24 protein-coding genes are annotated in these 26,238 nt (G+C 72.8%); 8 read left to right on the top strand and 16 right to left on the bottom strand.

From position 1 onward, the window contains the following. The first annotated feature begins 50 nt into the window (after positions 1-50). Positions 51-959: a ribokinase gene (locus tag ACLJWH_RS15310; RefSeq protein ID WP_411142248.1), complete on the top strand. Its 909-nt coding sequence runs from the start codon at positions 51-53 to the stop codon at positions 957-959. A 67-nt stretch (positions 960-1,026) separates the two neighbouring features. Here the strand turns inward: ACLJWH_RS15310 and ACLJWH_RS15305 are convergent, their stop codons facing one another. From ACLJWH_RS15305 to ACLJWH_RS15290, 4 genes are all read right to left on the bottom strand, one after another. Then, positions 1,027-2,400, bottom strand: a complete 1,374-nt coding sequence (locus ACLJWH_RS15305) for a nitrilase-related carbon-nitrogen hydrolase (protein WP_411142247.1) — start codon at positions 2,398-2,400, stop codon at positions 1,027-1,029. Positions 2,401-2,460: 60 nt separating this feature from the next. Then, positions 2,461-3,783, bottom strand: a complete 1,323-nt coding sequence (locus ACLJWH_RS15300; protein ID WP_411142246.1) for a pyroglutamyl peptidase — start codon at positions 3,781-3,783, stop codon at positions 2,461-2,463. 70 nt (positions 3,784-3,853) lie between these two features. Next, positions 3,854-4,561, bottom strand: a complete 708-nt coding sequence (locus tag ACLJWH_RS15295) for a DUF4097 family beta strand repeat-containing protein (protein WP_411142245.1) — start codon at positions 4,559-4,561, stop codon at positions 3,854-3,856. Positions 4,562-4,727: 166 nt separating this feature from the next. Further along, positions 4,728-5,636 (bottom strand): GDSL-type esterase/lipase family protein, encoded by a 909-nt coding sequence (locus ACLJWH_RS15290; RefSeq protein WP_411142244.1) that lies wholly within the window; start codon positions 5,634-5,636, stop codon positions 4,728-4,730. Positions 5,637-5,964: 328 nt separating this feature from the next. Here ACLJWH_RS15290 and ACLJWH_RS15285 point away from each other — a divergent pair, with 328 nt between their 5' ends. Then, positions 5,965-6,459, top strand: coding sequence for a DUF3145 domain-containing protein (locus tag ACLJWH_RS15285; protein ID WP_411142243.1), 495 nt, complete (start codon positions 5,965-5,967; stop codon positions 6,457-6,459). A 305-nt stretch (positions 6,460-6,764) separates the two neighbouring features. Next, a complete protein-coding gene (locus tag ACLJWH_RS15280) occupies positions 6,765-7,670 on the top strand; it encodes an NAD(P)-dependent oxidoreductase (RefSeq protein ID WP_411142242.1) in 906 nt (301 codons plus the stop codon). Positions 7,671-7,839: 169 nt separating this feature from the next. Here the strand turns inward: ACLJWH_RS15280 and ACLJWH_RS15275 are convergent, their stop codons facing one another. From ACLJWH_RS15275 to ACLJWH_RS15255, 5 genes are all read right to left on the bottom strand, one after another. Beyond that, entirely contained in the window at positions 7,840-9,105 is a 1,266-nt protein-coding gene (locus tag ACLJWH_RS15275) for a beta-ketoacyl-[acyl-carrier-protein] synthase family protein (RefSeq protein WP_411142241.1), read from the bottom strand. A 77-nt stretch (positions 9,106-9,182) separates the two neighbouring features. Then, positions 9,183-9,431, bottom strand: a complete 249-nt coding sequence (locus ACLJWH_RS15270) for an acyl carrier protein (RefSeq protein ID WP_052860146.1) — start codon at positions 9,429-9,431, stop codon at positions 9,183-9,185. A 103-nt stretch (positions 9,432-9,534) separates the two neighbouring features. After that, the gene (locus tag ACLJWH_RS15265) at positions 9,535-10,581 is read right to left on the bottom strand and encodes a ketoacyl-ACP synthase III (RefSeq protein ID WP_094795125.1); all 1,047 of its coding nucleotides are present in this window, start codon (positions 10,579-10,581) and stop codon (positions 9,535-9,537) included. A gap of 13 nt (positions 10,582-10,594) precedes the next feature. Next, positions 10,595-11,536 (bottom strand): ACP S-malonyltransferase, encoded by a 942-nt coding sequence (locus tag ACLJWH_RS15260; protein ID WP_411142240.1) that lies wholly within the window; start codon positions 11,534-11,536, stop codon positions 10,595-10,597. An 89-nt stretch (positions 11,537-11,625) separates the two neighbouring features. Next, a complete protein-coding gene (locus tag ACLJWH_RS15255) occupies positions 11,626-12,810 on the bottom strand; it encodes a PucR family transcriptional regulator (RefSeq protein WP_381675475.1) in 1,185 nt (394 codons plus the stop codon). A gap of 57 nt (positions 12,811-12,867) precedes the next feature. Between ACLJWH_RS15255 and ACLJWH_RS15250 the strand changes: the two genes are divergently transcribed. Continuing rightward, positions 12,868-13,539 (top strand): pirin family protein, encoded by a 672-nt coding sequence (locus tag ACLJWH_RS15250; protein ID WP_411142239.1) that lies wholly within the window; start codon positions 12,868-12,870, stop codon positions 13,537-13,539. 54 nt (positions 13,540-13,593) lie between these two features. Here the strand turns inward: ACLJWH_RS15250 and ACLJWH_RS15245 are convergent, their stop codons facing one another. Further along, a complete protein-coding gene (locus ACLJWH_RS15245; RefSeq protein ID WP_411142238.1) occupies positions 13,594-14,430 on the bottom strand; it encodes a serine hydrolase domain-containing protein in 837 nt (278 codons plus the stop codon). Positions 14,431-14,574: 144 nt separating this feature from the next. Here ACLJWH_RS15245 and ACLJWH_RS15240 point away from each other — a divergent pair, with 144 nt between their 5' ends. The 3 genes from ACLJWH_RS15240 (at position 14,575) to ACLJWH_RS15230 (ending at position 16,634) form a co-directional block, all read left to right on the top strand. Then, positions 14,575-15,066: a MerR family transcriptional regulator gene (locus tag ACLJWH_RS15240; protein ID WP_411142237.1), complete on the top strand. Its 492-nt coding sequence runs from the start codon at positions 14,575-14,577 to the stop codon at positions 15,064-15,066. A 7-nt stretch (positions 15,067-15,073) separates the two neighbouring features. Further along, positions 15,074-16,090: an aldo/keto reductase gene (locus ACLJWH_RS15235; protein ID WP_411142236.1), complete on the top strand. Its 1,017-nt coding sequence runs from the start codon at positions 15,074-15,076 to the stop codon at positions 16,088-16,090. A 199-nt stretch (positions 16,091-16,289) separates the two neighbouring features. Next, a complete protein-coding gene (locus ACLJWH_RS15230; RefSeq protein ID WP_411142235.1) occupies positions 16,290-16,634 on the top strand; it encodes an MmcQ/YjbR family DNA-binding protein in 345 nt (114 codons plus the stop codon). A gap of 623 nt (positions 16,635-17,257) precedes the next feature. Here ACLJWH_RS15230 and ACLJWH_RS15225 read toward each other — a convergent pair. The 6 genes from ACLJWH_RS15225 to ACLJWH_RS15200 form a co-directional block, all read right to left on the bottom strand. Then, positions 17,258-18,424 (bottom strand): alpha/beta hydrolase, encoded by a 1,167-nt coding sequence (locus ACLJWH_RS15225; RefSeq protein ID WP_411142234.1) that lies wholly within the window; start codon positions 18,422-18,424, stop codon positions 17,258-17,260. 615 nt (positions 18,425-19,039) lie between these two features. After that, complete coding sequence (locus ACLJWH_RS15220; protein ID WP_411142233.1) at positions 19,040-19,720, bottom strand: response regulator; 681 nt, start codon at positions 19,718-19,720, stop codon at positions 19,040-19,042. Next, positions 19,717-21,102 carry a sensor histidine kinase gene (locus tag ACLJWH_RS15215; protein WP_411142232.1) on the bottom strand — a complete coding sequence of 462 codons (1,386 nt, stop codon included), beginning with the start codon at positions 21,100-21,102 and terminating at the stop codon, positions 19,717-19,719. Before ACLJWH_RS15215 ends, ACLJWH_RS15220 begins: the two co-directional genes overlap by 4 nt. A 203-nt stretch (positions 21,103-21,305) precedes the next feature. Further along, positions 21,306-22,184, bottom strand: coding sequence for a DUF4429 domain-containing protein (locus ACLJWH_RS15210; protein WP_411142231.1), 879 nt, complete (start codon positions 22,182-22,184; stop codon positions 21,306-21,308). Between the two features lie 177 nt (positions 22,185-22,361). After that, entirely contained in the window at positions 22,362-23,576 is a 1,215-nt protein-coding gene (locus ACLJWH_RS15205; RefSeq protein WP_411142230.1) for an alpha/beta hydrolase, read from the bottom strand. 234 nt (positions 23,577-23,810) lie between these two features. Beyond that, the gene (locus ACLJWH_RS15200; RefSeq protein WP_411142229.1) at positions 23,811-24,467 is read right to left on the bottom strand and encodes a TetR/AcrR family transcriptional regulator; all 657 of its coding nucleotides are present in this window, start codon (positions 24,465-24,467) and stop codon (positions 23,811-23,813) included. A gap of 115 nt (positions 24,468-24,582) precedes the next feature. On the opposite strand from ACLJWH_RS15200, the gene ACLJWH_RS15195 reads away from it, so the two are divergent. Then, a complete protein-coding gene (locus ACLJWH_RS15195; RefSeq protein ID WP_411142228.1) occupies positions 24,583-26,184 on the top strand; it encodes an MFS transporter in 1,602 nt (533 codons plus the stop codon). The last annotated feature ends 54 nt before the right edge of the window (positions 26,185-26,238 follow it).

Here is a 26,238-nt window from a genome sequence, read left to right as displayed (position 1 = left end):
GGTGCGGACGGGCCCGCACGGGCCCGCACGGAGGAAGGGTGAGGCGAGAAATGGGAGAGCGGCACATGTACGACGTCCTGGTGGTCGGCTCGGCCAACGCGGATCTGACGGTGCGGGTCGGGCGGCGGCCCGGCGCGGGCGAGACCGTGCTCGGCACGGACCTGGTCGAATCGGCCGGCGGCAAGGGCGCCAACCAGGCGGCCGCCGCGGCCCGGCTCGGCGGGCGCACCGCCCTGCTGGCGCGGGTCGGCGGCGACGCGTACGGCGAACTGCTGCTGGCCGCCCAGCGCGCCGCGGGCACCGATGTCGCCCCGGTCATCGTGGACGGGACGGCGCGTACCGGCACCGCGATGATCATCGTCGGCCCGGACGGCGACAACAGCATCGTCGTCTCGCCCGGTGCCAACGCCGCCCTCACCCCGCACGACGTGGCGGCCGCCAAGGACGTCATCGCCGGGTCCGCGGTGCTCTCCCTCCAGCTGGAGATCCCGATGGAGACCGTACGGGCGGCCGCCGCGAGCGCCGCGGACAGCGGCACCCGCGTCGTCCTCAATCCGTCCCCGGCCCCCGAGTCCCTCGCGCCCGAACTCCTGGCCACCGCTGACCCGTTGGTGGTCAACGAGCACGAGGCCCGTCAGCTGTCCGGGCGCGCCGGCGGCGAGCCGGGGGAGTGGGCGTACGCGCTGCGCGACCAGGGCGCCCGCTCGGTCGTGATCACCCTCGGCGGCGACGGCGCGCTGGTCCTGGACGCCTCGGGCCTCAGCGAGATCCCGGGCGTACGGGTCGAGGCGGTGGACACCACGGGCGCGGGCGACGCCTTCACCGGCGCCCTCGCCACCCGCCTGGCCCGCGGCGACGGCCTGGCCGACGCGGCCCGTTTCGCCGTACGCGTCGGCGCCGCCGCCGTCACCAAGCCGGGGGCCCAGCCGTCCTACCCGACCTTGGACGAGCTGGCCTGACCGGGGCCGGACCGGGGCCTGACCGGGCTGAAAGGGCCGCCGACCGGGCGGGCCGGCGGGGCGGGTGTCAGCGCACCGGCTCCGCCGGCCCGTACAGCGCGTGGTCCGCGCCGGTCGCCAGCGCCCAGTAGCGGTCGCCGTAGGACCAGTGCCACCACTCGGTCGGGTAGTTGACCAGGCCGGCCGCGGTCAGCGCGGCGCCCAGCACCCGCCGGTTGTCGCGGGCGGCGGGGGACACCGGCGCGCCCGTGTAGCAGGCGCCGTCGCTCTCCTCCGGGCTCGCGTTGACCGGTGTCCCCAGATCGAGCGGGCCGCCGTCGGCGGTGACGAGGGTGAGGTCGACCGCGCCGCCCGCGCTGTGCGGGGCGATCTCCGGCGGTGAGACATAGCGGCTGGCGGCCCGGTGCAGGTCCGCCGCGGACCGCTCCGGGTGTGCCGTGCGCAGCTTGTGCAGGTATCCCTCGAAGTAGCGGCGTTGCAGGTCGGGCGGCCGGTACCCCTCGACGATCTGGAGCCGCAGCCCGTCCGGCAGCGACTCCTGCGCCACCAGCAGCCGCCGCAGCAGCCCCGCCCGCAGCAGGGCGAAGGCGCCCGGCTCGTCGTGCCGGAGCCCGGACACCAGCAGCGCGGGCGACACGGTCCGTACGTCCGTCAGCTCCTCGCCGCACTCCGCTACGGGCACCGCCGCCACCGCCGGGTCGGCCATCAGCGTGATCCGGTCCCGGACATCGGTCAGCACCAGCTCGGCGGGGACCGGGCCCGCGCCCGCCGTCGCCTCCCGCTCGCCGGTGGGCAGCCAGGCGCCGCTGCGGCCGCAGGCCGGGCCGGGGCTCCCGGTGCCCGTGCCGTTGGCGAGCAGCACATGCAGCCCGTGCTCGCGCGCCAGCTCCGCGTAGCCCGCCACCCGGTCCGCCGAGTCGTGGAAGGCGCTGGCGAGATACACCTGGCAGCCGTCCGCCGCGGCCCGCGCCGCCACCTCGGGGAAGCTGGAGTCGTAGCAGGTGGCGAGCGCGAAGCGGATCCCGCCCAGGGTGCAGCGGCCGTCGGCGGTGCCGGGTGCGAAGACCTCCAGCTCCGCCGGGGTCAGATTCCGCTTGTCGTAGCGGGTGCGCAGCGCGCCGTCCGGCCCGTAGACGAACGAACTGATCGTCGGCCGCGGTCCGCCCCCGGCGGCGGGGGCCGCGGCGTTCACCACCGCCGCGACCCCGGCCGCCCGGCACGCCTCCCGTACGGGGGCCAGCCGGGCGTCGTCGGGGGTGACCGTCAGCCGCCGGGGAGCGGCGGCTATCGCCGCCGTGTCGTACTGCGTCAGCGCCAGTTCGGCGAAGACGACCAGCCCGGCGCCGCGCCCGGCGGCCTCGGTGACGAGCGCGGCCATCCGCGCGGCGTTGGCGTCGATATCGAGCGGGACCGGGGAGAACTGTGCGGCGGCGATAATCATCGGCCCATCATGCCCGGCCCGCCCCCCCCGAGCGGTCGTTCCCGGCCCCGTCCCGGACGCCTACCCCCGGGCGGCCACCGCCGACGCCGCCACCGTTACGATCTGCCGCACCTGCCCGGTGATCGCGGCCCGGTTCCGTTCGAGGACCGGATCGGTGATCCGTCCGCCCGCCGGGTCCGTGTTGCCGGGGCCGAACTCCAGTACCGGCGTGTGCAGATGGCCGCCGGGCAACGAGGGCCGCACCGCGTCCCGCAGCAGCGTCGCCCGGTAGGCGATCTCGTTGGACAGATAGTCGCCGCCGCCCCCGGCACGGGCCGTGGACCCCGGCGTCGGTCCGTCCGGCCGTACGACCGGCGCGCCGCCGCCCGCCGGGATCTCGGTCACCGTGGTGTGGTCCCGCACCGGATACGGCCCGGTGCCGGCCGCGACGATCCGCGCGTACGGCAGGCTGGTGGTCGTCCACTGCGGCTGCGGCAGCACCGTCGGCACCCCCGCCGGGATCGGCACGGTCTCGGTACGCGACTCCCGCGCGTTGTCCGGAAAGCCGCCCCGCCAGGCCCCGTTGGTCCGCTCGACGTCGAACTGACCGGGCCGGCCCTGGCTGATGGTGGTGAACAGATCCGCCTGCCGCGGCCCGCGCCGCAGATGCGGCAGCAGGGTGCGCTCCACCGTGCCGGCCGCGAAGTCCGCCCACCGCACCGGGAAGACCGCCGTCTCGATCCGGGCCCACCGCCCCGAAGCGGTCCGCACCGTCGTCCCGTCCAGCGCCAGCGCCGCCGCCCCGGACGGATTGCTGCGCCGCGCGTCGTCGTCCAGCTGGAACGGGTCGAAGCCGGTCACCACGACCCGCAGTACCCGCTTCCCGGCGGGCAGCTCGATGGAGTCCTGGCCCCGCGAACCGCGCTCCAACGATTCGAGCAGCGCGGTCCGTTGCGCGGGGGAGAGCCGGAAGCCGGGTTGCCACGCCCGCAGTTCCTTCGTCATGCCCAGCCGCGCCCAGTACAGCGGCCGGTCGTCGTCCCGGCTCAGGTCGCCGCCCGCCGGACCGCGCCCCTGTACGCGGTCCACGGCCCGCCGCCACAGCGCCCGCCCCTCGCGCGCGACATACCGCCGGCCCTCCTGGTACGTCGTCACCCGCGCCAGCCCGCGCGCGAACTCCGGCTGCCACGCGTCGAATCCGCTGCGCCGCAGAATCTCCCGGGGCGCGGCCTGTGCCAGCCGCCCCTCCTCCACCGTGGGCGCCGTGGCGCTGGCCGCGATGCCCGGTGTGCCGTTGGTGGCCGAGGTCGTCGCGGTGGCCGTGGCCGGCGCCGTCAGGGACAGGGGGACCGCGGCGGTCAGCGCGATACCGAGCGCGCCCAGCCTGGTACGTATGCGTCTCATGGGGCGAGTAAAGCCGGTGGTGCCCCGGGACGACAGGGGGCCGGACCGGCGGCGGGCGCCCCGACGCCGCTCAGTTACCCGACGCCCGCACCGTCACATCGCCGCCGCTGGTCCGCGCGGTCACCTTGTGCTGGGACGACTCGTCGGTGGGGACGGTGACCTTGCGGGTGCCGCCGCTGGTCGAGGCGTCGACCGCGTACGAGCCCTTCGGCACGCGGATGGTGACATCGCCGCCGCTGGTCTTCCCCGACACGTCGTCGGGCACGGTGGTGAAGCCGGCCTCCACATCCCCGCCGCTGGTCGTCATCTGCGCGGTGCGGGCCGCCGAGTCGACGAGGATGACGTTCCCGCCGCTGGTCTTCGCGGTGATGGCACCGGACGTGCCGCGGACGGTGATGTCCCCGCCGCTGGTGTGCAGATCGACCGAGGCGGTACGCGGCAGCAGCACCTTGTAGTGGACCGTGCAGCGTTCCCCCATGGGGCAGTCGGGGGCCGTCAGGGTGAGGGTGCCGTCCTCGACCTTGTGCTCGGGGTTCGGCTTGTCGTTGCTGTACTCGTACTTCTCGGTCACCTTGACGGAACCGCCGCCGTCGACCGGCACGACCTCGATGTCCCCGCCGTGCGTCGTCGCCGACAGGGCCGTGACCTTGCCGTCCACCGCGTACGTACGCTCCGCGTGCTTCGCGGGTCCGAACGTCGCCGTCAGGGAGCAGCCGGTCAGCAGGACGGTCATCGCCGCACCGGACAGGACGAGATGGGATGTGCGGAAGCGAGCCATGGTCAGTTGTCTCCCCGTGAATGCGGAACCCTTCGACACCCATCCTCGGGCTTCGGCGCGCCACGGGAGTCCCCGAAGAGGATGAACTTGTCCGCCAGGCCCTTAGGGGTGTCCCGGAGAGCGCCGGCGGGCCTGACGGCCGGACCGGGCGGGCGCCCCGCGGGTGCTACCGCCGCCGTGGCTCCTCGCGGGTGATCGCGCGGAACGCCAGCGCCGCCAGTTCCCGCTGTCCGCGGGTGCCCGGGTGGAACCAGTCCCAGGTGCTCAACTGCTCCCCGGTGAAGCGGTAGTCGAAGACCGCGCCGTCGAACCGGCAGAGCGTGTCCTTGCGGCACACGTCCGCCAGCGCCGAGTTGTACGCCATCACCCGCTCCCGCACCGTCGTGCGCCGGTCCGCCGCGGCCTTCGTCAGATCGTCCGGATCGTGCAGCATCGACCCGCAGATGCCCAGCTTCCACACCTGCTTGCCCAGGGGGTTCTTGCGCCCCTCCGACCACAGCCGCAGCAGATCCGGCACCGCCGCGACATACACCTGGGTGTGCGGCAGGGCGCGCCGCAGCTGCTTCATCGACGCCTCGAAACCGGCCCGGAAACCGGCCGCCGGGGTCATCGCCCCCACACTGCTGCGGCACGCGTCATTGGCGCCGATCAGGACCGTGACCAAGGCGGGTTTGCGCGCGGTGGCCTGCGCCACCTGGCCCGGCAGATCGCTCATCAGCGCGCCGGTCCTGGCGTAGTTCCAGCTGTGCGTCGCGGGGTTCTTGACCAGCCGTCGGGCGACGCTGTCGACCGTGGGGTCGGTGCCGGTCGCCCAGGAGACCTCGGGACAGTCGGCGAGCGCCGAGCAGGCGTCGAAGCCGACGGTGATGGAGTCGCCGAGCGCCGCGACCGACCCGGGGTCGGTACGCCAGACGGGCGCCGGTTTCGGGGCCGGCCGCTTGGCCGCGGTGCCGGCGCCGTCGTCCGCCGTGCAGCCCGCGAGGGTGAACAGGAGGGCGGCGGTGACCGAGGCGAGGCAGGTGCGCGGAGCGGTGCCACGACGCCGGGCGCGCACGGGTCGATCGGTCCGGGCCATGGCCTGTCCCCTCCGGCCGGTGGGTGATATGTCTTCCGGTACCGACGGTACGTCACCACCGGGATCCGCACCGCGCGGTAGCTTTGCCCCCATGCCTGCCGGGCGGTGACGTGGAGTGCTTGACGCGGTCGGTGGAGATAAATTACCTCACGTCATTTCCTGTCCCTTTTACGGCAAATTGCGCCCAGTGGTGTTTACTGTAGGTCACCTCGTCATGGTGGTGCTGGAGTGACCACTGGGGCAGAATGCCAGCAGCTGTCCCCGCCGCATCCGGAACGGGTACGAGGCCGCTGGGGAAGGTGAACCTCGAACCGCACTGGAGGTCCCGGTGACGACACGTGGAGTCCTGTACGTCCACTCCGCTCCGCGCGCGCTCTGTCCGCATGTCGAATGGGCCGTGGCGGGTGTCCTCGGTGTGCGCGTCAATCTCGACTGGATCCGCCAGCCGGCGTCCCCCGGCACCTGGAGAGCCGAGTTCTCCTGGCAGGGCGAGGTGGGCACGGCCTCCAAACTGGCCTCCGCGCTGCGCGGCTGGCATCTGCTGCGCTTCGAGGTGACCGCGGAGCCGTGCTCCACGGCCGAGGGCGAGCGCTACAGCGCCACCCCCGAACTGGGGATCTTCCACGCCGTCACCGGCATCCACGGCGACATCCTCATCCCCGAGGACCGGCTGCGCGCCGCGCTCGCCCGCGCCGCGAGCGGCGAGACCGAACTGGCCGCCGAGGTCTCCAAGCTGCTCGGCAAGCCCTGGGACGACGAACTGGAGCCGTTCCGGTACGCCGGCGAGGGCGCCCCGGTCCGCTGGCTCCACCAGGTCGTCTGAGGGCTGTCCCGTCATACCTGGTGGTTCAGCGCGCGGCGTCGGATGCGGTGCATCGCAAGGCGGAGGAGCGTCCGCATCCTGCATGCAGGTGGACGTTCCGACAATGCGGCGGGGTGCCGTAGCTGTCGTCACGCGCCCGCCAGGTACTACGGGACAGCCCTCAGGGCGGGCCGGCACGGTGACGACCCGCCCCGGGCCGGATCCCGGCGCGGACGTGCGCCGGGGGAGTGCGACCGGAGCCCGGTCGCCGGGACACGCCCGCCACGGTGCCCCGCGAGCCGGTGCCACGACCTAGCGTGCGCGTCATGGCCGACAACACTTCTCCCGGCGGCACCGCCGCCGGCACCCCCTCCGTAGCGGTGCTGGGCACCGGAATCATGGGCGCGGCGATGGCCCGCAACCTCGCTGGGGCCGGGCTCGACGTCCGCGCCTGGAACCGCACCCGCGCCAAGGCGGAACCGCTCGCCGCCGACGGGGTCCGTGTCATGGACACCCCGGCCGGGGCGGTGGACGGCGCGGACACCGTGCTGACCATGCTGCTCGACGGCCCGGCGGCGCTGGACGCCCTGCGGCAGGCTCGCGGCGCACTGCGTCCGGGGCTGCTCTGGCTCCAGATGGGCACGGTCGGCGTCGACGGCCTCGCCCCGCTCGCCGCGTTCGCCGCCGAGCACCGCCTCGACCTCGTGGACGCGCCCGTCCTCGGCACCAGAATGCCCGCGGAGAAAGGGCGGCTCACGGTGCTCGCGGCCGGGCCCGAGGAGATCCGGGCGGCGGCCGAGCTGATCTTCGGGATCGTCGGCTCGCGCACCGTGTGGGTCGGCGACGACGCCGCGGACGGTGCCGCCAGCCGGCTCAAGCTCGTCGTCAACAGCTGGGTGCTCACCGTCATCGGCGGGGTGGGGGAGTCCCTGGCGCTGGCGAAGGGGCTCGGCGCGGACCCGCGTGCCTTCCTCGACGTGATCGCCGGCGGCACGCTGGATCTGCCGTATCTGCGGACGAAGGCGGAGATGGTGCTCTCCGGCGCGTACCCGGCGAGCTTCACGGTCGACGCCGCGGGCAAGGACGCCCGGCTGATCACCGAGGCGGCGCGGCAGGCCGGGGTGCGGACGGACCTGATGCCGGCGGTCGCGGAGCGGCTGCGGCGGGCGTCCGCGGCGGGTCACGGGGGCGAGGACGGCGTCGCCGCGTACTTCGCCAGCTTCACCGGCTAGTGCCGTGACCGGCAAGGTCTGCCCCGTGAGGAGCGCCCGTGCCGGGCGGTGCGACGGGGCAGGGCTTGCCGGGCGGGGCACCAGGACGCCGCCGGCGGGGCACGGAACGCCGCCGCCCGCCGGCCCCGCACAGGGGACCGACGGGCGGCGGACGGTGTACTGCGGCCGGTCAGACCGAGCGGAACGCCAGGACGACGTTGTGGCCGCCGAAGCCGAACGAGTCGTTCAGGGCCGCGATCCGGCCCTCGACGGGCAGCTTCCGGGGCTCGTCGCGGATGATGTCCACGTCGATCTCGGGGTCGAGGTTCTCGATGTTGATCGTCTGCGGCGCCACGCGGTGGTACAGCGCCAGGATCGTGGCGACCGACTCCACGCCGCCCGCGCCGCCCAGGAGGTGGCCGGTCATCGACTTGGTGCTGGAGATCGCCATGTGGTCGACATCGTCGCCGAACGCCTTGCGCAGCGCCTTCAGCTCGGCGAGGTCACCCTGCGGGGTCGAGGTGGCGTGCGCGTTGACGTGCACGATCTCGGCCGGGTCGAGGTCGTTGGAGTCGAGCAGGTTGCGCAGCGCCTGCGCGATGCCGTTGCCGGACGGCTCGGGCTGCACGATGTCGTGGCTGTCGGCGGAGACGCCCTGGCCGACGGCCTCGGCGTAGACCCGGGCGCCGCGCTCGGCGGCGTGCTCGGCCGACTCCAGGACGATCACGCCGGCACCCTCGCCGAGGACGAAGCCGTTCCGTGAGGTGTCCCAGGGGCGGGAGGCGCCCTGCGGGTCGTCGTTGGACTTCGACATCGCCATCATGTTGCCGAACGCCGCGATCGGCAGCGGGTGGATGGCCGCTTCCGTGCCGCCCGCGACGACGATGTCGGCGCGGCCCGTACGGATCATCTCGATGGCGTAGCCGATGGCCTCGGAGCCGGACGCACAGGCGCTGACCGGGGTGTGCACACCCGCGCGGGCGTTCACCTCCAGGCCGACGTTGGCGGACGGGCCGTTGGGCATCAGCATCGGCACGGTGTGCGGGGAGACGCGGCGGACGCCCTTCTCCTTGAGCACGTCGTACTGGCCGAGCAGGGTGGTCACGCCGCCGATACCGGAGGCGATGACGGTGCCGAGCCGGTCGGGGTCGACCGACGGGTCCTCGCCCGCCTTGGCGGTGAAACCGGCGTCGGCCCAGGCTTCGCGGGCCGCGATCAGCGCGAACTGCGCCGAGCGGTCCAGCTTGCGGGCCTGCGGCCGGGGGATGATCTCGCCCGGGTCGACAGCGGCCTGAGCGGCGATGCGGACGGGCAGCTCGGCGGCCCAGTCCTGGTCGAGACTGCTCACACCGGACTGGCCGGCGAGCAGGGCTTCCCAGGTCGAAGCGCTGTCGCCACCCAGCGGTGTGGTTGCGCCGATACCGGTGACGACCACGGTGCGATTGGTCGCATTCACGGGAATTCTTACTCCACGGGTAGAGGGGTCTGAATCGACGGCGCCACCGCGGGGTGGCGACATGCGCGGGAGCTGGATCAGCTCTGGTGCTTGAGGATGTACGAGGTCGCGTCGCCGACCGTCTTGAGGTTCTTGACGTCGTCGTCCGGGATCTTCACGTCGAAGCGCTCTTCGGCGGCGACGACGACCTCGACCATGGACAGCGAGTCAACGTCCAGGTCGTCGGTGAAGGACTTGTCCACCTGGACGTCCTCGGTGGGGATCCCGGCGATCTCGTTCACGATCTCGGCGAGACCGGCGACGATCTCTTCCTGGGTGGCGGCCATGAGTGGCGCTCCTTCGGTCTTCTAGGGGGAAAATGCGTTATTCGGTGAAGTTCTGTACAGCGGCCACCACGTCCGGGGACGTGGGGCGCTGCGTAGATCCTGCCTAGGGGAGGGTAACGACCGTCGCGGCGTAGACGAGACCCGCCCCGAAGCCGATGACCAGCGCGGTGTCGCCGCTCTTGGCCTGCCCGGTCGCCAGCAGCCGCTCCATGGCGAGCGGAATCGAGGCGGCCGAGGTGTTGCCGGTGGTCTCCACGTCGCGGGCGACCGTGACGCTCTCCGGCAGCTTCAGAGTCTTCACCATCGAGTCGATGATCCGCATATTGGCCTGGTGCGGAATGAAGACGTCCAGGTCTTCCGGGCTGACGCCGGCCGCGTCCAGCGCCTGCTGGGCGACCTTCGCCATCTCGAACACCGCCCACCGGAAGACCGCCTGGCCCTCCTGCGTGATGGCGGGGTAGCGGATCTCCTCGGGCGCGGTGCGCTCCTGCGGGCCGTCACCACCGGGCACCGGAGTCGTACGGTACGCGTCCCAGGCCACGGTCTGCTTGATGGTCTCGGCCTTGTCGCCCTCCGAGCCCCAGACGGTCGGGCCGATGGCCGGCTCCTTCGCGGGGCCGACGATCACCGCGCCCGCGCCGTCGCCGAACAGGAAGGCCGTCGCGCGGTCCTCCAGATCGGTCAGGTCCGAGAGCCGCTCGACGCCGATCACCAGGACGTACTCCGCGGCGCCGTCGGTGACCATGCCCCTGGCCAGGGTCAGGCCGTAACCGAAGCCCGCGCAGCCCGCGGAGATGTCGAACGCGGCCGGCTTGTCCGCGCCGATGCGGTGCGCGATCTCGGTCGCGATGGCCGGGGTCTGCTTGAAGTGCGAGACGGTGGAGACGATCACCGCGCCGACCTGCTCGGGAGTGATCCCGGCGTCGGCGATCGCCTTGCCGGACGCCTCCACCGACATGGTGGCGACGGTCTCCTCCGGGCCCGCCCAGTGGCGGGTCGCGATGCCCGACCGCGAACGGATCCATTCGTCGGACGAGTCGATGTGCTTGAGGATCTCCTCGTTGGGCACGACACGGGTCGGGCGGTAGCCGCCGACACCCATGATCCGTGCGTACGGGGCACCCTTCGCGGGCTTGATCTTCGAGGTCATGCGCTTCGGGCTCCTATTCGGCCATTGCGGAATGCTCGGCGATCAGCGTGCGGGCCGCGTCGAGGTCGTCGGGCGTCTTGAGGGCGAGAGTCTGCACGCCGGGCAGGGCGCGCCGGGCCAGGCCCACGAGCGTGCCCCCGGGGCTCACCTCGATGAGCGCGGTGACACCGAGCTCCTTGAAGGTCTCCATGCACAGGTCCCAGCGCACCGGGTTGGCCACCTGGCCCACCAGCCGCCGCACCAGCTCCTGGCCGGAGGTGACGACCTGCCCGTCCTTGTTGGAGACGTAGCGGGTGTGCGGGTCGGTGACCGGCAGTTCGGCGACGGCGGACTCCAGGGCCGTGACCGCGGGCGCCATGTGCTGCGTGTGGAACGCGCCGGCGACCTTCAGCGGAACGACCCGGCGGGTGCCGGCCGGCTTGTCCTCGACCAGCGCGGCGATCTGCTCGGCGGTGCCCGCGGCCACGAGCTGGCCGGCGCCGTTCACATTCGCCGCCGTCAGGCCCAGCTTCTCCAGATGCGGGAGGACCTCGGCCTCGTCGCCGCCCAGCAGCGCGGCCATACCGGTCTCGGTGACGGCCGCGGCCTCGGCCATGGCCAGCCCGCGCCGGCGGACCAGCGTCATCGCGGCCAGGTCCGGGAGCGTGCCGGTCAGCGCGGCCGCGGCGAGCTCGCCGACGCTGTGGCCGGCCGCGGCGCCGACCCGGGCCGCGAAGTCCTCCGGCGTCGCGAACAGCTGCCGGGCGCTGACCAGGGAGGCGGCGACCAGCAGCGGCTGTGCCACGGCGGTGTCGCGGATCTCGTCCGCGTCGGCCTTCGTGCCGTAATGGACCAGGTCCAGGTCGATGGCGGCCGACCACTCACGGAGCCGGTCTTCGACACCGGGAAGGTCGAGCCAAGGGGTCAGGAAGCCGGGCGTCTGAGCGCCTTGGCCGGGAGCGACGAGTACGAGCACCCTCACACTCTCTCTTGCGGGAGGTCCCGCCCGCCCGTGGGGACAGGGACGAAGAACCATCGGGGGAATTGTTCATGTTCGACAAAAGTCTAGAGCTGCGCCTCACTGCCGGCCAGGCGCCCCAGGATCAGCGCGATACGCAGAGTGAAGGCGGAGCGCACATCGGACGGTGACCAGCCGGTGACGTCAGTCACACGTCGCAGCCGATAGCGCACGGTGTTGGGGTGCACGAAGAGCATCCGCGCGGCGCCCTCCAGACTGCTCGCCTGCTCCAGATAGACGCTCAGCGTCTCCAGCAGCGCCGACCCCGCCTCCTCCAGCGGTCTGTAGATCTCCTCCACCAACTGCTCGCGCGCGACCGGGTCCGAGGCCATCGCGCGCTCCGGCAGCAGATCGTCCGCGAGGACCGGCCGCGGTGCGTCCGGCCAGGCCGCGCAGGCACGCAGTCCGGCGGCCGCGGCCTGCGCGGAACGCGTCGCGGCGAGCAGGTCGGAGACGACCGGGCCGGCCACCACCGGACCCGCCGCATACGGGCCGATCAGTGACTTCGCCGCCTTGAGCGGATTGTCCGAGCCGCCCGCGATCACCACCAGGCGGGTGCCCAGAACACCGGTCAGCACCTGGAGCTTGGCGTGCCGGGCGGCCCGCCGGATCGCCTCGACGGTCAGCTCACTGTCCCCGTCGGGGGCGGTGCCGAGCAGCACACAGACATGTTCGGGGGAGTTCCAGCCCAGCGCGGCGGCGCGCGAGACGGCGCCCTCGTCGACCTCCCCGGAGAGCACCGCGTTGACGACCAGCGACTCCAGCCGGGCGTCCCAGGCGCCGCGCGCCTCGGCGGCCTGGGCGTAGACCTGCGCGGTGGCGAAGGCGATCTCCCGGGCGTAGACCAGCAGCGCCTCCCGCAGCGCCGACTCGTCGCCGGGCGCCGCGACGTCGTCGATCGCGGACTCCATGACCTCGATGGTCGTCCGGACCATCTCCACGGTCTGGCGCAGGGTGATCGCCCGGGTCAGCTCGCGCGGCGCGGTACCGAACACATCGGTGCTGATGGCCTGCGGCGTCTCGGGATGCCGGAACCATTCGGTGAACGCGGCGATTCCGGCCTGCGCCACCAGGCCGATCCAGGAACGGTTCTCCGGCGGCATCGCGCGGTACCACGGCAGCGTGGCGTCCATCCGGGCGATGGCGCCGGCCGCCAGCTTGCCGGACGACTTCTCCAGGCGGCGGAGGGTCGCGGAGTGCGGGTGAGGGGCGCGCGGTGCGGGTTCAGACACGGGACAAGCCTGCCCTATGGGGACGGAGAGGTGACGCGGCGGGGCTACGGTGGACCGATGATTCGGGTGTACAGGGGCGAGGAACGTTATCGGGGCGGCGGCACGGACACCGGGATCGCGTCCCGGCACGCGTTCTCCTTCGGGCTGCACTTCGACCCGGACAATCTCCGCTTCGGCGCGCTGATCGCCTGCAACGAGGAGCGGCTGGCGCCCGGCGCGGGCTTCGACGAGCACCCGCACCGCGACACGGAGATCGTCACCTGGGTCGTCGAGGGCGAGCTGACGCACCGCGACACGGCCGGCCACGAGACGACCGTACGCCCCGGGGACCTGCAACGGCTCAGCGCGGCCGGCGGGGTGCGGCACGAGGAACGCAACGATGCCGCGCGGCCGCTGCGGTTCGTGCAGATGTGGCTGGCGCCCGCCGAGTTCGGCGGGGAACCGGCGTACGAGGTGGTGCGGGGGATCGCCGACGGCACGCCGTACGCGGTGCCGCGGGCCGGCGCGCTGCTGCACGTACGGCGGCTGACCGACGGCGCGCGCACCGCGGTCCCGGCCGCGGCGCGGGTGTATGTGCACGTGGTGCGGGGTGAGGTGCTGCTCGGCGCGGAGCGGCTCGGGCCCGGGGACGCGGCGCGGATCACCGGCGGGGTGGAGCTGGAACTGCGGGCACCGGCCGCCGCGGAGTGCCTGATCTGGGAGATGGGGCCGGAACCCACGTACGGATGACGGCCGTGCCGGCGTGGTGCGGGGACCGGCCGCCCGGCCACCGCGCCGGCCCGCTCAGCGCAGCTCGGCGAGGACCGCGTCGGTCAGCGGCGGCCAGCACTCGACGGCCCACGGCCCGAAGGCCCGGTCCGTCAGTACGACGCAGGCCGCGCCCTGGGCGTGGCCTGCCGTCCGTCCGGCGTCCGGGTCCACCCACAGGAACGTGCCGGACTGCCCGAAATGGCCGAACGTGCGCGGTGAGGACGCGGCGCCGGTCCAGTGTGGCGACTTGCCGTCGCGGATCTCGAAGCCCAGACCCCAGTCGTTGGGCCGCTGATGGCCGTAGCCCGGCAGGACACCCGTGACACCGGGGAAGGCCACCGAGGTCGCGGCCGCGAGCGTCTGCGGGTCCAGCAGCCGCGGCGCCTGGAGTTCGGCGGCGAACCGGATCAGGTCCGCGACCGTGGAGACGCCGTCCTTGGCGGGCGAGCCGGCCAGTGTGGTCGCGGTCATGCCGAGCGGCTCCAGCACCGCCTCGTGCGCGTACTGCGGGAACGGTATGCCGGTCGCCTTGGCGAGGTGGTCGCCGAGCGCCTCGAAACCGGCGTTGGAGTACAGCCTGCGGGTGCCCGGCTCGGCCATCGTGCGCGGCTCGTCGAAGGCCAGCCCCGAGGTGTGGGCGAGCAGATGGCGGACCGTGGACCCCTCGGATCCGGCCGCGTCGTCCAGCTCGACGGCGCCTTCCTCCACGGCCACCAGTGCGGCGTAGGCGGCCAGCGGCTTGGTGACGGACGCCAGCGGGAAGCGATGATCCTGGGGGCCGTACGATCCGGCCACCGTGCCATCGGCTCGTACGACGGCGGCCGCAGCGGTGGGCACCGGCCAGTTCTCGATCATCCGCAGGCTCAGCATGTCCCGAGCCTAACGCCCGCCCCCGCCGGGCCGACCGGTGCTTGCTTGGAGTGCACTCGAAGTCTCTAGCGTTGCGGTTGTCGACGATGTCGAGGGGGACCCGGTGGGTCGAGAGGGAGACGTGGGAGAAGGGGAGACGCGGCCATGACGGTGACGCAGAGCGAAGCGGTGCTGGACGACGCGGTGTCGGCCGGCCGGCCGGGGAGGACACGGGTGCGCAGCTGCGGGCCGCCACCCGTCCACCCGCGGCCGGCCGGCCAGGACCGCTACACGATCAGCGAGGTGGCCGAGCACACCGGGCTGACCGCCCACACCCTGCGGTGGTACGAGCGGATCGGCCTGATGCCGCACGTGGACCGTACCCACACCGGGCAGCGCCGCTTCACCAACCGCGATCTCGACTGGCTGGGCCTGGTGACCAAGCTGCGGCTGACCGGTATGTCGGTCGCGGACATGGTCCGCTACGCCGAGCTGGTGCGCGCGGGCGAGGGCACCGCCGCCGAGCGTGAGGCGCTGCTGACGGCACATCGTGACGACGTACGGCGGCGTATCGCCGAGTTGCAGAGCACGCTGGATGTGCTCGACTACAAGATCGACGTCTATGCCGACGCCCGACGGGCGTCCGAGAGGTTCTGAGGTCTCCATGGGTAGCGAGAAGATCAAGACGGTCGAACTGGGCACGGGCGGCCCCCGCGTCGGGGTGCAGGGCCTCGGCTGCATGGGCATGAGCTTCGCCTACGGACCGACCGACGCCGACGAGGCGCGGGCCACACTGGAGCGCGCGCTGGAGCTCGGCGTGACGCTCTACGACACCGCCGACATGTACGGCGCGGGCGAGAACGAGAAGTTCATCGCGCCATTCATCCGGGCGAACCGCGCCGAGGTCGTGCTGGCCACCAAGTTCGCGATCTCCGTGGACCCGGACGACCCGGCCAAGCGCATCATCCGCAACGACCGCCCCTACATCCGGCGGTGCATCGAAGGCAGCCTCCGGCGGCTCGGCGTGGACGAGATCGACCTCTACTACATGCACCGGCGCGATGTGGCCGTCCCCCTGGAGGAGACGGTCGGCGCGATGGCCGAACTGGTCGCCGAGGGCAAGGTCAAGCACCTGGGGCTGAGCGAGGTGACCGCCGCCGAACTGCGGGCCGCGCAGGCGGTGCACCCGATCGCGGCGGTGCAGTCCGAATGGTCGCTGTTCAGCCGGGACGTGGAGAACGGCGTGGTGGCCGCCGCGGCCGAGCTGGGCGTCGGCTTCGTGCCGTACTCGCCGCTCGGCCGGGGCTTTCTGACCGGCGCCTTCGTCGACGCCGGCAAGGAACTGGACGCGAGCGACTTCCGCCGTCAGCAGCCACGCTTCACCGGCGCCAACGCCACCGCCAACGCCGCGCTGCTGGAGCCGGTCCGCCAGGTCGCCGCGGCGCACGACGCCACGCTCGGCCAGATCGCCCTGGCCTGGGTGCAGCAGCAGGCGGCGAAGCACGGACTGGCCGTCGTGCCGATCCCGGGCACCCGTAAGCGCAGCCGCGTCGAGGAGAACACCGCCGCGACCCGGATCGAGCTGAGCGAGCAGGATCTGGCACTCCTGGAGCCGATCGCCGGGCAGGTCGCGGGGCCGCGGTACGCGGACATGACGTTCACGTCCGCCGGACGGGAGTAACCGGGGCGGACGCGGGGCGGGGACGCCGGGCGGGGGACGCGGCCGGTGGTGGTGCCGGTACGGGGGCCGGCACCGGCGTCGGTGTCCGCCGCAGGTCAGCGGTGGCTGCTGAGAAGGACCACCGATATCTCCAGGGGATCACGAGGAAAAGGGAACGAATGTTCGCATTCGGCTCCCTGTGTTGTCTAACGTGGTGACCATGACCGACTCCGATGACGTCCGCCGTATCACCCTGGCCCTGCCGGAGACCACGGAGAAGGTGGCCTGGGGCATGCCCACCTTCCGGGTCGCCGGGAAGATGTTCGTCACGATCCCCGACGACGAGACGTCGTTCGCCGTGCGCTGTCCGATCCACGAGCGGCAGGAGCTGATCGCGGCGGAACCGGAGAAGTTCTGGGTACCGCCGCACGAGGCCGCCTCCGCCTGGGTACGGGTGCGACTCGCCGCCCTGGAGGACAGTGCCGAGCTTCGGGACATCCTCGTGGACTCCTGGCGACAGGCGGCTCCGCCCCGACTGGTGGAGGCGTTTCCGGGGATGGGCTGAGGGGGCGCGGCGGGTGGGGGCGTGATCCGCGGGGGCGGGCCTGCTTCTCGTCTCGTGCCGTCCGTTGCTGTTGTCCCGCTTCCTGGCGGCACTGTTCTCCGTGCGGCGCTGTTCTCCGTGCGGTGCTGTTCTCCGTGCGGCACCGTTCTCCGTGCGGACTCGCTCGTCGGACTGACTCGTCAGACCGAGAGGGACGAGGACGAACCCCGCAGCGCCGGACGGCCGCGCCGGCGCGGCACAGGAGGGAGAGGCCGGCCCACGGGCCTCGGAGCGGCGGATGGTGCGGCCGGTCACGAGCAGTGCGGCCCGGCGCGGCCGGGCAACCGGGCCGGCCGGGCGACGAGCCGGCCGATGGCCGACGGTGTACGGCGCGACGGCCGGGCCGGGGACCGGGCCCAGGAACGGCGCGGATGCGACGGACACGGCGGTCGCGGGCAGCGCGGTCCGGCGCCGGCACCGGAACGTCGTCGCGGACGGGGCGGCGGACCACGGCCGGCGCCCAGCGGGCGGTCCGGTGCGGGAGCCCGGTGATCCGGTCGCGGAGCAGGATCGCGGTACCGGACCGCGCTGGACGGTGAGCTGCGGCGTTCCCCGGGCGGCGGGCCCGTACGGGGTCGGGGCGCTCAGCGCACGTCGGCGTAATCGCCCAGAACGATGGCGGCGAAGTTGCGGAGGGAGTCCGTACCGGGGGCGAGATAGCCGGTGTGGCCCTCGGCCGTCCTGGCGGAGACCCGGCGCGCCCCGAAGGCCGGGTCGGTGGGATCCGCGCCATGGCCCAGGCCCAGCAGTTCGACGTTCGGGACGTCGCCGATCCAGTCGGACGCGTCCCGGGCCGCCCAGACCCGGGCGCTGGTGCGCAGCTCCGCCACACCGTCCCGGCGCATCCCGGGGGAGCCGAACACGACCAGGTCGGCGATGTCGCCACGGCCCGAATCCGGCGCGGCCAGTCCGCAGACGACCGAACCGTAGCTGTGGCAGAGCACGGCGGGCGCCGGGATGCGGGTGGCGGCGAGGCCGGACAGAAAGCGGGCCAGCCGCGGCGCACCGGCCTCGGCCAGGCGGCCGGTGGCGGCGTCCGGACCGACGCCGACCGGGGTGGTGTAGCCGGTCCAGGCGATCACGGCGGTACGGGTGCCGGGGGCGTCGACGGCCATCTGCGCACGCAGCGAGGTCGCCATGCCGGTCGGTGTGCCGTACGGGTCGTTCGACCGGTCGAAGGAGGCCAGATCGATGTCCGAACCGGGGACGATCACGGCGGTGCGCTGTGCCGCGGCCAAGTCGCCGTGTACTTCGGTTACTTGACCGCGGCCGCGCGGGTCGAAGGCGAGTATGTGGCGGCCGGGCCGGAGCAGGTCGGTGCAGCGGTCCGCCGCCTTCGTGGCCTGCTGGTGGTCCTGGAGGGTGCCGGCCGGGTCGGTGGCGAGGGTCAGCTGCCGCGCCCGTTCTGCCTTCAGGGCCCGGGAGTTGGCCTCGTACCGCAGGGTGACGGGTGCGCCGTCGAGATTGCCCACGGTCAGCGGATGCCGGGCCGTGAGCGCCCGCCGCTGGGCGTCGGTCAACGAGGCGAAGAAACGGGCGACATCGGCGGGGGCCGCGGTCGCGGGGTCCGGCAGCGGGACGCCGAGGGAGTGGTCGGCGCGCCAGGCGGCGGCGCCGGGCCCGGGTCCGGTGACGGCGGTCTGCGCGGAACCGGCCGCCCAGCCGCCCGTGCCGACGGCGATGACCGCCGTGAGCGCGCCGGCGATGAGTGCGCGCTTGCCGCGTCGGGCGGCGGTTCGCAGCACGGGCATGGTGGTGCTCCCTCTTTGGCCGGTGTGACAGAGGGAAGCGTAGGAAGGGGACGTATGACGCGGCGTCACGCTGCGGGGCCAACTCCCTGGTGGTACCGGGGTAGGAGGCACCGCCCCCTCTCGTCCTCAGGGAGGAGGGGCGGGGTCAGGGTACGGGGAGGGACGCGCCGGGCCGGGCCGGGGCGGCAGCCGGACGGGGTCAGGCGAGCAGACGGGGCAGGAGGTCCGGGACGGGCGGGCGGGAGCCGGGCGGGTCAGGCGAGCAGGCCGGGCAGGAGGTCCGGGACGGGGCGGCAGCTGGACGGGGTCAGGCGAGCAGACGGGGCAGGAGGTCCGGGACGGGCGGGCGGGAGCCGGGCGGGTCAGGCAAGAAGGCCGGGCACGAGGTCCGGCACCGGGCGGGGCGGGCAGGAGCCGGACGCAGCGGGCAGGGGACCGGCGCCCTGCCGGACCGGGCCCTGGCCGCTCTCCCGTCCTCGTCCGCTCGCCCGCTCTCCTCCCTTTCGCCCCTCGCCGTGCTTGTCGTCCGCGCCGCCTCTGGTCTCCGGGCCACTCCGGGTCTCCGGGCCACTCCGGTCTCCGCGCCACTCCTGGGTTCCGTCCGCCTCCCGGCCCTCACCGCTCCCCGGGGGTGACCAGCCCCGACTCATACGCGAAGACCACGGCCTGGGCGCGGTCCCGCAGCTCCAACTTGGCGAGTATGCGGCCTATATGGGTCTTCACGGTCTGCTCGGCGAGCACCAGCGCATCGGCGATCTCCTGGTTGGAGAGCCCCCGGGCGATCAGCTCCAGCACCTCCGTCTCGCGCGGGGTGAGGCCGTTGCGCCGCAGCGCGTTCCGGTCCGCGCGCGGTGTCGGCCGCTGCCGGGCGAAATCGGCGATCAGTCGCCGGGTCACCGACGGCGCGAGCAGCGCCTCGCCGGCCGCCACGATACGCACGGCGGAGATCAGATCGGCCGGTGGCGCGTCCTTGAGCAGAAACCCGGACGCGCCCGCGCGCAACGCCTCGTAGACATAGTCGTCGACGTCGAAGGTGGTCAGCATCAGCACCTTCGGCCGGTGGGTGACACCGGCCGGCGGATCGAGCAGCCGGCGGGCCGCCGCCAGCCCGTCCATCTCGGGCATCCGGACGTCCATCAGCACCACATCGGGGTGCACCCGCCGGCTCAGCTCCACCCCCTGCACCCCGTCCGGCGCGTCGCCCACCACCTCTATGTCGCTCTGCGCGGCGAGCAGCGCGGCGAAACCCGCCCGCACCATGGCCTGGTCGTCGACGATGATCACCCGAGTGGTCATGTGGTGGCGGAGTCCTTTGCCGTGGGAGGGGACGAGGAGAGGGGAAGCCGGGCGGCGACGCGGAAGCCGCCGTCGGGCAGCGGCCCGGTGTCGAGCGAACCGTCCACCAGACGCACCCGCTCCCGCATACCGATCAGACCGTGCCCGGTACCGCTGGGCTCCAGTGGCGCGGACGGTGCGGGCGGCACGGAGTTGACGACCAGGACGGTCAGCCGCGAACGGTCCGCCGTCGCGGTCACCGACACCCGGGCCCGCGCGCCCGGGGCGTGCCGCACCACATTGGCCAGCGCCTCCTGCACGATGCGGTACGCCGAGAGATCCACCGCCGGTTCGAGCGTGGGCAACTTCTCCGGCAGTGCCAACTCGACCGGTACACCGGCCCGTACGGTCCCCTCGACCAGCTTCGGCAGCTGGCCGATCCCCGGCTGCGGGGTCTTCTCCGGGCCGTGGTGCCGCTCCGTCTCCTCGCTGCGCAGCACGCCCAGCAGCCGGCGCATCTCCGCCAGGGACTCCCGGGCGGTCGCGGCGATCGCCCCGAACTCCTCCTGGGCCTCCTTCGGTATCCCGCTGATGCGATAGGGGGCGCTGTCGGCCTGGACCGTGATCACCGACATGTGGTGGGCGACGACGTCATGCAGCTCGCGGGCGATCCGGGTGCGCTCCTCCAGCAGCGTGCGGCGGGCGCGCTCCGCCTCGCTGATGGTCTCCTGCTCCCGCAACTTCCGCTGGACGGCGCCCCGTTCGCGCAGACTGGCGCCCATCAGGAGCAGCACACCGGTCAGGACGAAGAGCAGCACTCCGGTGCCGTCGCTGCGGTCCGGGGTCATCGGCGCGAAGAGGAAGCCCACCGCCCCGGTCGTCAGCCAGACGGCTATCAGGGTGCGGCGCCGCTCGCGCAGCGACAGCGCCAGCATCAGCACGAGATAGCCGACGATCACCGGGGGCGGCCAGGGCCAGGCGCGGCCCTCGGTACCGCCGGTGCCGAGGAGCGCCATGGCACACAGGATGTCGGCCGAGAAGATCACCCACCATGCCTGCAACGGCCGCGTCACCGCGAGCAGCAGCGGCACGGTCTGCGCGATGGCGAGCCCGCCGACCAGCCAGCCGGCCAGCTCGCCGCGGAAGCCGTAGTCGGTGAGCACGCCCATGGTCGACGGCAGCAGGAACACCGTGAACGCGAACGCGACGAAGTACGGCAGCCGGCGTAGCCGGCGGCTGCGGACGTGGCCGAACAGCGGCGTGCCGGGCCCGGTCGGGGTGCCCAGCTCGGTGGCCAGGACGCGCAGCGCCTGCCGCGCGGCGCGCAGCGCCCGGCTGCGGGCCGACTCGCGCCCGGAGCTCCGGGCCGGCTCGCGATCTGGGATGAGAGATCGTGTGAACATCGCAGAATCACTGTAAGCGGAGCGTAGTCACCGCTACGTCATACCGTGGTCCGGGCTTCCGGGCAGTACCACGGTATGACGTGCCCCCGGCCGGGCGGACACCGTCAACACCCGGCCGCCGGCCTCGCGTCCCGCCCCCTGCCTCGCACCCGGCCCGCCCAGCCGCTCGCGTGAGCTCCGCCGCTCGCCTGAGCCCCCGTCGGCTAGAGCTCCGCCAGCAGATCGGCCTTCTTCGCGCTGAACTCGTCGTCCGTCAGCAGCCCCGCCTCGTGCAGCTCGCCGAGGTGGCGTATCCGGTCCGCGATATCGGCGGGGTCCCGGCCCGCGTCCCCGGCCCGGCGCACCGGTTCGCGCTCGGGTGTCTCCTGATCCGATTCGGCGGCCCGCACGGCCTGGAGTACGGCGGCCGCGAACGGCAGCGACTCGTGGACCGGTCCGTAGCCCAGCCCGAAGACCACCGCGGCCGGATCCTGGTCGGCCTCGCCCGGCGACGCGTCCCTGGCCCCGCGCTCCAGCAGCCGCAGATAGCCGTTGAGGACCTCCGGCGACCGCCACTCCACGCCGGCCAGCTCGCCGACCGTGAAGTTCCGGTCGCCGCACTTCCACTTCGCCGAGGACGCCCCCGTCCAGGACCAGCGGAAGGCGACCGACCGGCCGTCGAAGGACGCCTTGCCGTCGTACGCCTTGAAGTGCAGCGGGGCCTCCGGTGCGGCCACCAGATGCCGGTCGGCCGGCTCCTTCGCGTCGGGGCCCAGCGCGGTGCGCAGCTCGTCGGCGTAGAAATCGGCCAGCGTCTCGCGCTCGGCCGGCAGCACCAGCCGGTACGGGTCCGAGTCCTCCTTGAGCTGGCCGTCGGCCGCCTCCATCAGGGGGTCCGCGCCGCGCCGGGGCACGGCGTGCAGCACCACCGTGCCGCGTCTGCCCTCGGACACCTCGACGGACCTCAACGCCTCGTACGGAACGCGTCGCTCGCCGAGCGCCTGAAAGAGCTTCGGCCTGCGGATCCCCCGTTCGAAGCGGATGAGCACGGAGTCCGTGTCGAACTCCCAGACGGCGTGAAAACCGGCCAGCACATCACCCATGCGGCTCATCGTATGCGGGCGGTTGCCCACCCGTCCCCCTTCCGGACACCTTGCGCTACGCGCGTCAAGCGATCCGCCGCCGCCCGTCCCGCCGTCCACCGCGCCCCGGCCACGGTTCCCGCAGGTACAGGCTTCGCGCCGGTCCGGCGGACCGTGTTCCGGGCGGTCCGCCGTTCCTCAGGCCAGATCCGCGCTGCACCGGGGAGCGTAGGCCGCGCACTTCACCGAAGAGATCGCACCGACCCCGAGGAGCGCAAAGTTGTGCAGGCTCCGGGTGCCGGGCACGAAGTAGCCCGCGTGTCCGACGGCGCCGTCGGCCGACAGGATCCGGGAGCCGAAGGACGGATCGACCGGGTCCGCGCCGTGGCCGAACCCGCCGACCTCCAGGTGCGGGATGTCCTGGATCCAGTCGTCGGCGTCCCGCATCGCCCAGACCCGCGCCCGCGTGCCCAGCCCGGCGGCGCTCGCGGCCCGCATCCCGGGGCTGCCCGCCACCGCGATGTCCGTCACGTTGGACGGCAGCGCACGGGCCGCCACGCCGCACACCACGGATCCGTAGCTGTGGCAGAACAGCGAGACGGAACTGTCGGCCGGCAGCCCCGCCACGAGCGCGCGCAGCCGGACCGCGCCGGCCGCGGCGAGCTGCCCGGTGGCGGCCTCGACGCCCAGGCCGGCGGGCGCGGTGTAGTCGGCCCAGGCGATCACGGCCGTTCGGGCGTCCGGCTGGGCGGCCCGCTCCGCGCCGTACAGGGCCTTCGCCATGCCGACGGGCGCGCTCGTCGCCCGCGCGGTGCGCTCGAAGGTCGACAGGTTGGTGTCCACGCCGGGCACGACGACGGAGACCCGGTGCGCGTTCTGGAGGTCGCCGAAGACCTCCGCGACCCGGCCGCCGCCGGCCGGGTCGAAGGCCAGGATCTGCCGGTTGTCCCGCATCAGCGATTCGAAGCGGTGCATCAGCCGGCCCGCCTCCTGGCGGCCGACCGGGGTGAGCCGGTGATCATCCATGCGCTGCCGTGCGATCGCTCCGGCCTGGTCGAGCGCCATCCGGTTGGCGCGATAGCGCAGGGTGACGGGGGCGCCGTCCATATTGCCGACGACCAGCGGATAGCGGGTGGCGAGCTGCTGCCGCTCGGCCCGGTCGAGGGAGGAGAAGAAGGCCCGCAGCGCGGCGGGCGTGCCCTGGGGGTCGGGCAGCGAGCGCCCGAGGAAGGTGGCGTGCCGCCAGGCGGCCTTGGCGGTGGCCAGGGGGTTGGCATCCTCCTTGGAGCTTCTGACGGCGGTCCAGCCGGTCAGCGCGAGCATCACGAACACCACCACCAGAGCGAGTGCCGTACGCCAGACGGTGGATTGCAGAAAACCGAATGTGGGGCCGAAGCCCTGGAAGGAAGTCACCGCGGGCCAGCCTAGGAGACGGGAGTGGCCACCCGTACATCCCGTGAGTCATCTCACGTTTCGTGCTGGGTATTTGGATCAATTGGGACGCCGGCGCCGAGATGAGGTGGGCCGGGCGGCACAGGGCGGATCGAGTGGTGAACCGATGGCCCGGAGGCGGCCTTCCCTTATCCGTTCCTTATCCGGAGTCGACAGTTCTCGCCCGGAGTTGACGTCTCCGGTGGATCTTCCCGCCTACCTGGTGCGCCAGTTGTCGTCGAACGCGGGCCTGATGTGGTCCAGGTAGGACCTGGTCAGCTCGCGGATGGCGGTCACGCTGCAATCCTGCCCCTCGCCCCACACCTTGCTCGCCACCCGCATCACCCCGCCGAACGCCGCGACCAGCACCCGCGGCCGGGGGTCGGTGTCCACATCCAGCCCCTCGCGTCCGGCGATCAGCCGGGAGACCTCCTCCTCCAGATCGGAGGAGCGCCGCAGATGCGCGGCGACCAGTGCGGGCGTCGACTCGATCATCTGGCATGCGCGCATGTGCAGTTCCACCGGGACCACCGACGCGATCGCGCCACCGATGTCGTCCCAGGCCCCCAGTACGGCCTGCCGCAACGCGGTCAGTGGGGCCTCGGAGGCCGGCCGGCCACGCAATTCCGCCACGAAGCGGGCCTCCACCATCTCCTGGACGGCGAAGACGACCTCCTCCTTGTTGGCGAAGTACCGGAAGTAGGTGCGCTGGGAGACGTCCACCGCCTCCGCGATCTCGTCGATCGTCGTCGCTTCGTAGCCCTGGTCCGTGAACAGCTCCAGCGCCGCACGGATGAGGGCGTCGTGGGTGCGCTGTTTCTTGCGCTCGCGCAGCCCGCCCGAGGGTGTCGTCTGCGGCGTCGGGGTCGCCATCCTGCGCCGCCTTTCCACGGTGTTACCGCTGTTCAGGATACCTGTGAGGTAAATGACAGTTACCGACTCATGAATTACTTTGTCAACTGTCAGTGGCTGACATTAATCTCCTCATATGAGTTCTCAGACCCCGGTTGCCGACACCGCACCGGAACTTCCCGTACCGGAGCCCCGGAAGGGGCTGCGGGGCCATCCGTGGCTGACCCTCTTCTCCGTCGCCATCGGCGTCATGATGGTCGCCCTCGACGGCACCATCGTCGCCATCGCCAACCCGGCCATCAAGCAGGACCTGGGCGCCTCGCTCGCCGACGTCCAGTGGATCACCAACGGCTACATGCTCGCGCTGGCCGTCTCGCTGATCACGGCCGGCAAACTCGGCGACCGTTTCGGCCACCGCCAGACCTTCCTGATCGGCATTCTCGGCTTCGCCGCCGCCTCCGCCGCCATCGGGTTCTCCAGCGAGGTCGCGCTCGTCATCACCTTCCGCGTGTTCCAGGGTCTGTTCGGCGCGCTGCTGATGCCCGCCGCGCTCGGCCTGCTGCGGGCGACGTTCCCGGCCGAGAAGCTCAACATGGCCATCGGCATCTGGGGCATGGTCATCGGCGCCTCCACCGCCGGCGGCCCGATAGTCGGCGGGCTGCTGGTCGAGCACGTCAGCTGGCAGTCGGTCTTCTTCATCAACGTCCCGGTCGGTGTCCTGGCCCTGGTCCTCGGCCTGGTGATCCTCAAGGACCACCGCGCGGAGAACGCCCCCCGGTCCTTCGACATCCCGGGCATCGTGCTGCTCTCCAGCGCGATGTTCTGCCTCATCTGGCCGCTGATCAAGGCGTCGGAGTGGGGCTGGGGCGACATGAAGACCTGGGGCTTCCTGATCGGCGCGATCGTTCTCTTCGCGCTCTTCGCCGTTCTGGAGACCAAGGTCCGCGAACCGCTCATCCCGCTGCACATGTTCCGTTCCGTGCCGCTGACGGCCGGCACGGTCCTGATGGTGCTGATGTCCTTCGCCTTCATGGGCGGCCTGTTCTTCGTGACGTTCTACCTCCAGAACGTGCACGGCATGAGCCCCGTCGACAGCGGTCTGCACCTCCTTCCGCTCACCGGCATGATGATCGTCGGCTCGCCGCTGGCGGGCGCTCTGATCACCAAGTTCGGCCCGCGGATCCCGCTGGTGGGCGGCATGGTCCTCACCGCCGTCGCCATGTTCGGCATGTCCGGCCTGGACACGAACACCGGCAACGGCCCGATGGCCCTCTGGTTCGCGATGCTCGGCCTGGGCCTCGCACCCGTCATGGTCGGCGCCACCGAGGTCATCGTCGGCAACGCCCCGCTGGAGCTCTCCGGTGTCGCCGGCGGTCTCCAGCAGGCCGGCATGCAGGTCGGCGGCAGCCTCGGTACGGCGGTGCTCGGCGCGGTGATGGCCTCCCGCGTCGACGAGCGGTTCCCCGAGAACTGGCAGTCGGCGGGCCTGCCGCCGGTTCCGCCCGCGCAGATGTCCCAGGCGGCCGACGCCGTCTCGGCCGGTTTCGCCCCGGTGCCGAAGGGCACCCCGCCGGAGCTGGCCCAGAAGATCACCTCCGTCGCCCACGACACGTTCGTCTCGGGCATGGGCCTGGCCTTCACCGTCGCCTGCGGTGTGGCGATCGTCGCGGCCGTCGTCGCGACCTTCACCAAGCGCGGTGAGAACGCGGAGGCGGGCGCCGGCGTCGGCCACATCTGACCGGTCCCACCCCGCACCACCCCGGCGCGCGGCCGGCCGAGGCACCCCTCGGCC

The organism is Streptomyces sp. x-80 (genome assembly GCF_046549095.1).
GTDB lineage: Bacteria > Actinomycetota > Actinomycetes > Streptomycetales > Streptomycetaceae > Streptomyces > Streptomyces celluloflavus.
Note: the sequence above shows the minus strand (reverse complement) of the source record. Positions and strands in the feature narration are given on the sequence as shown.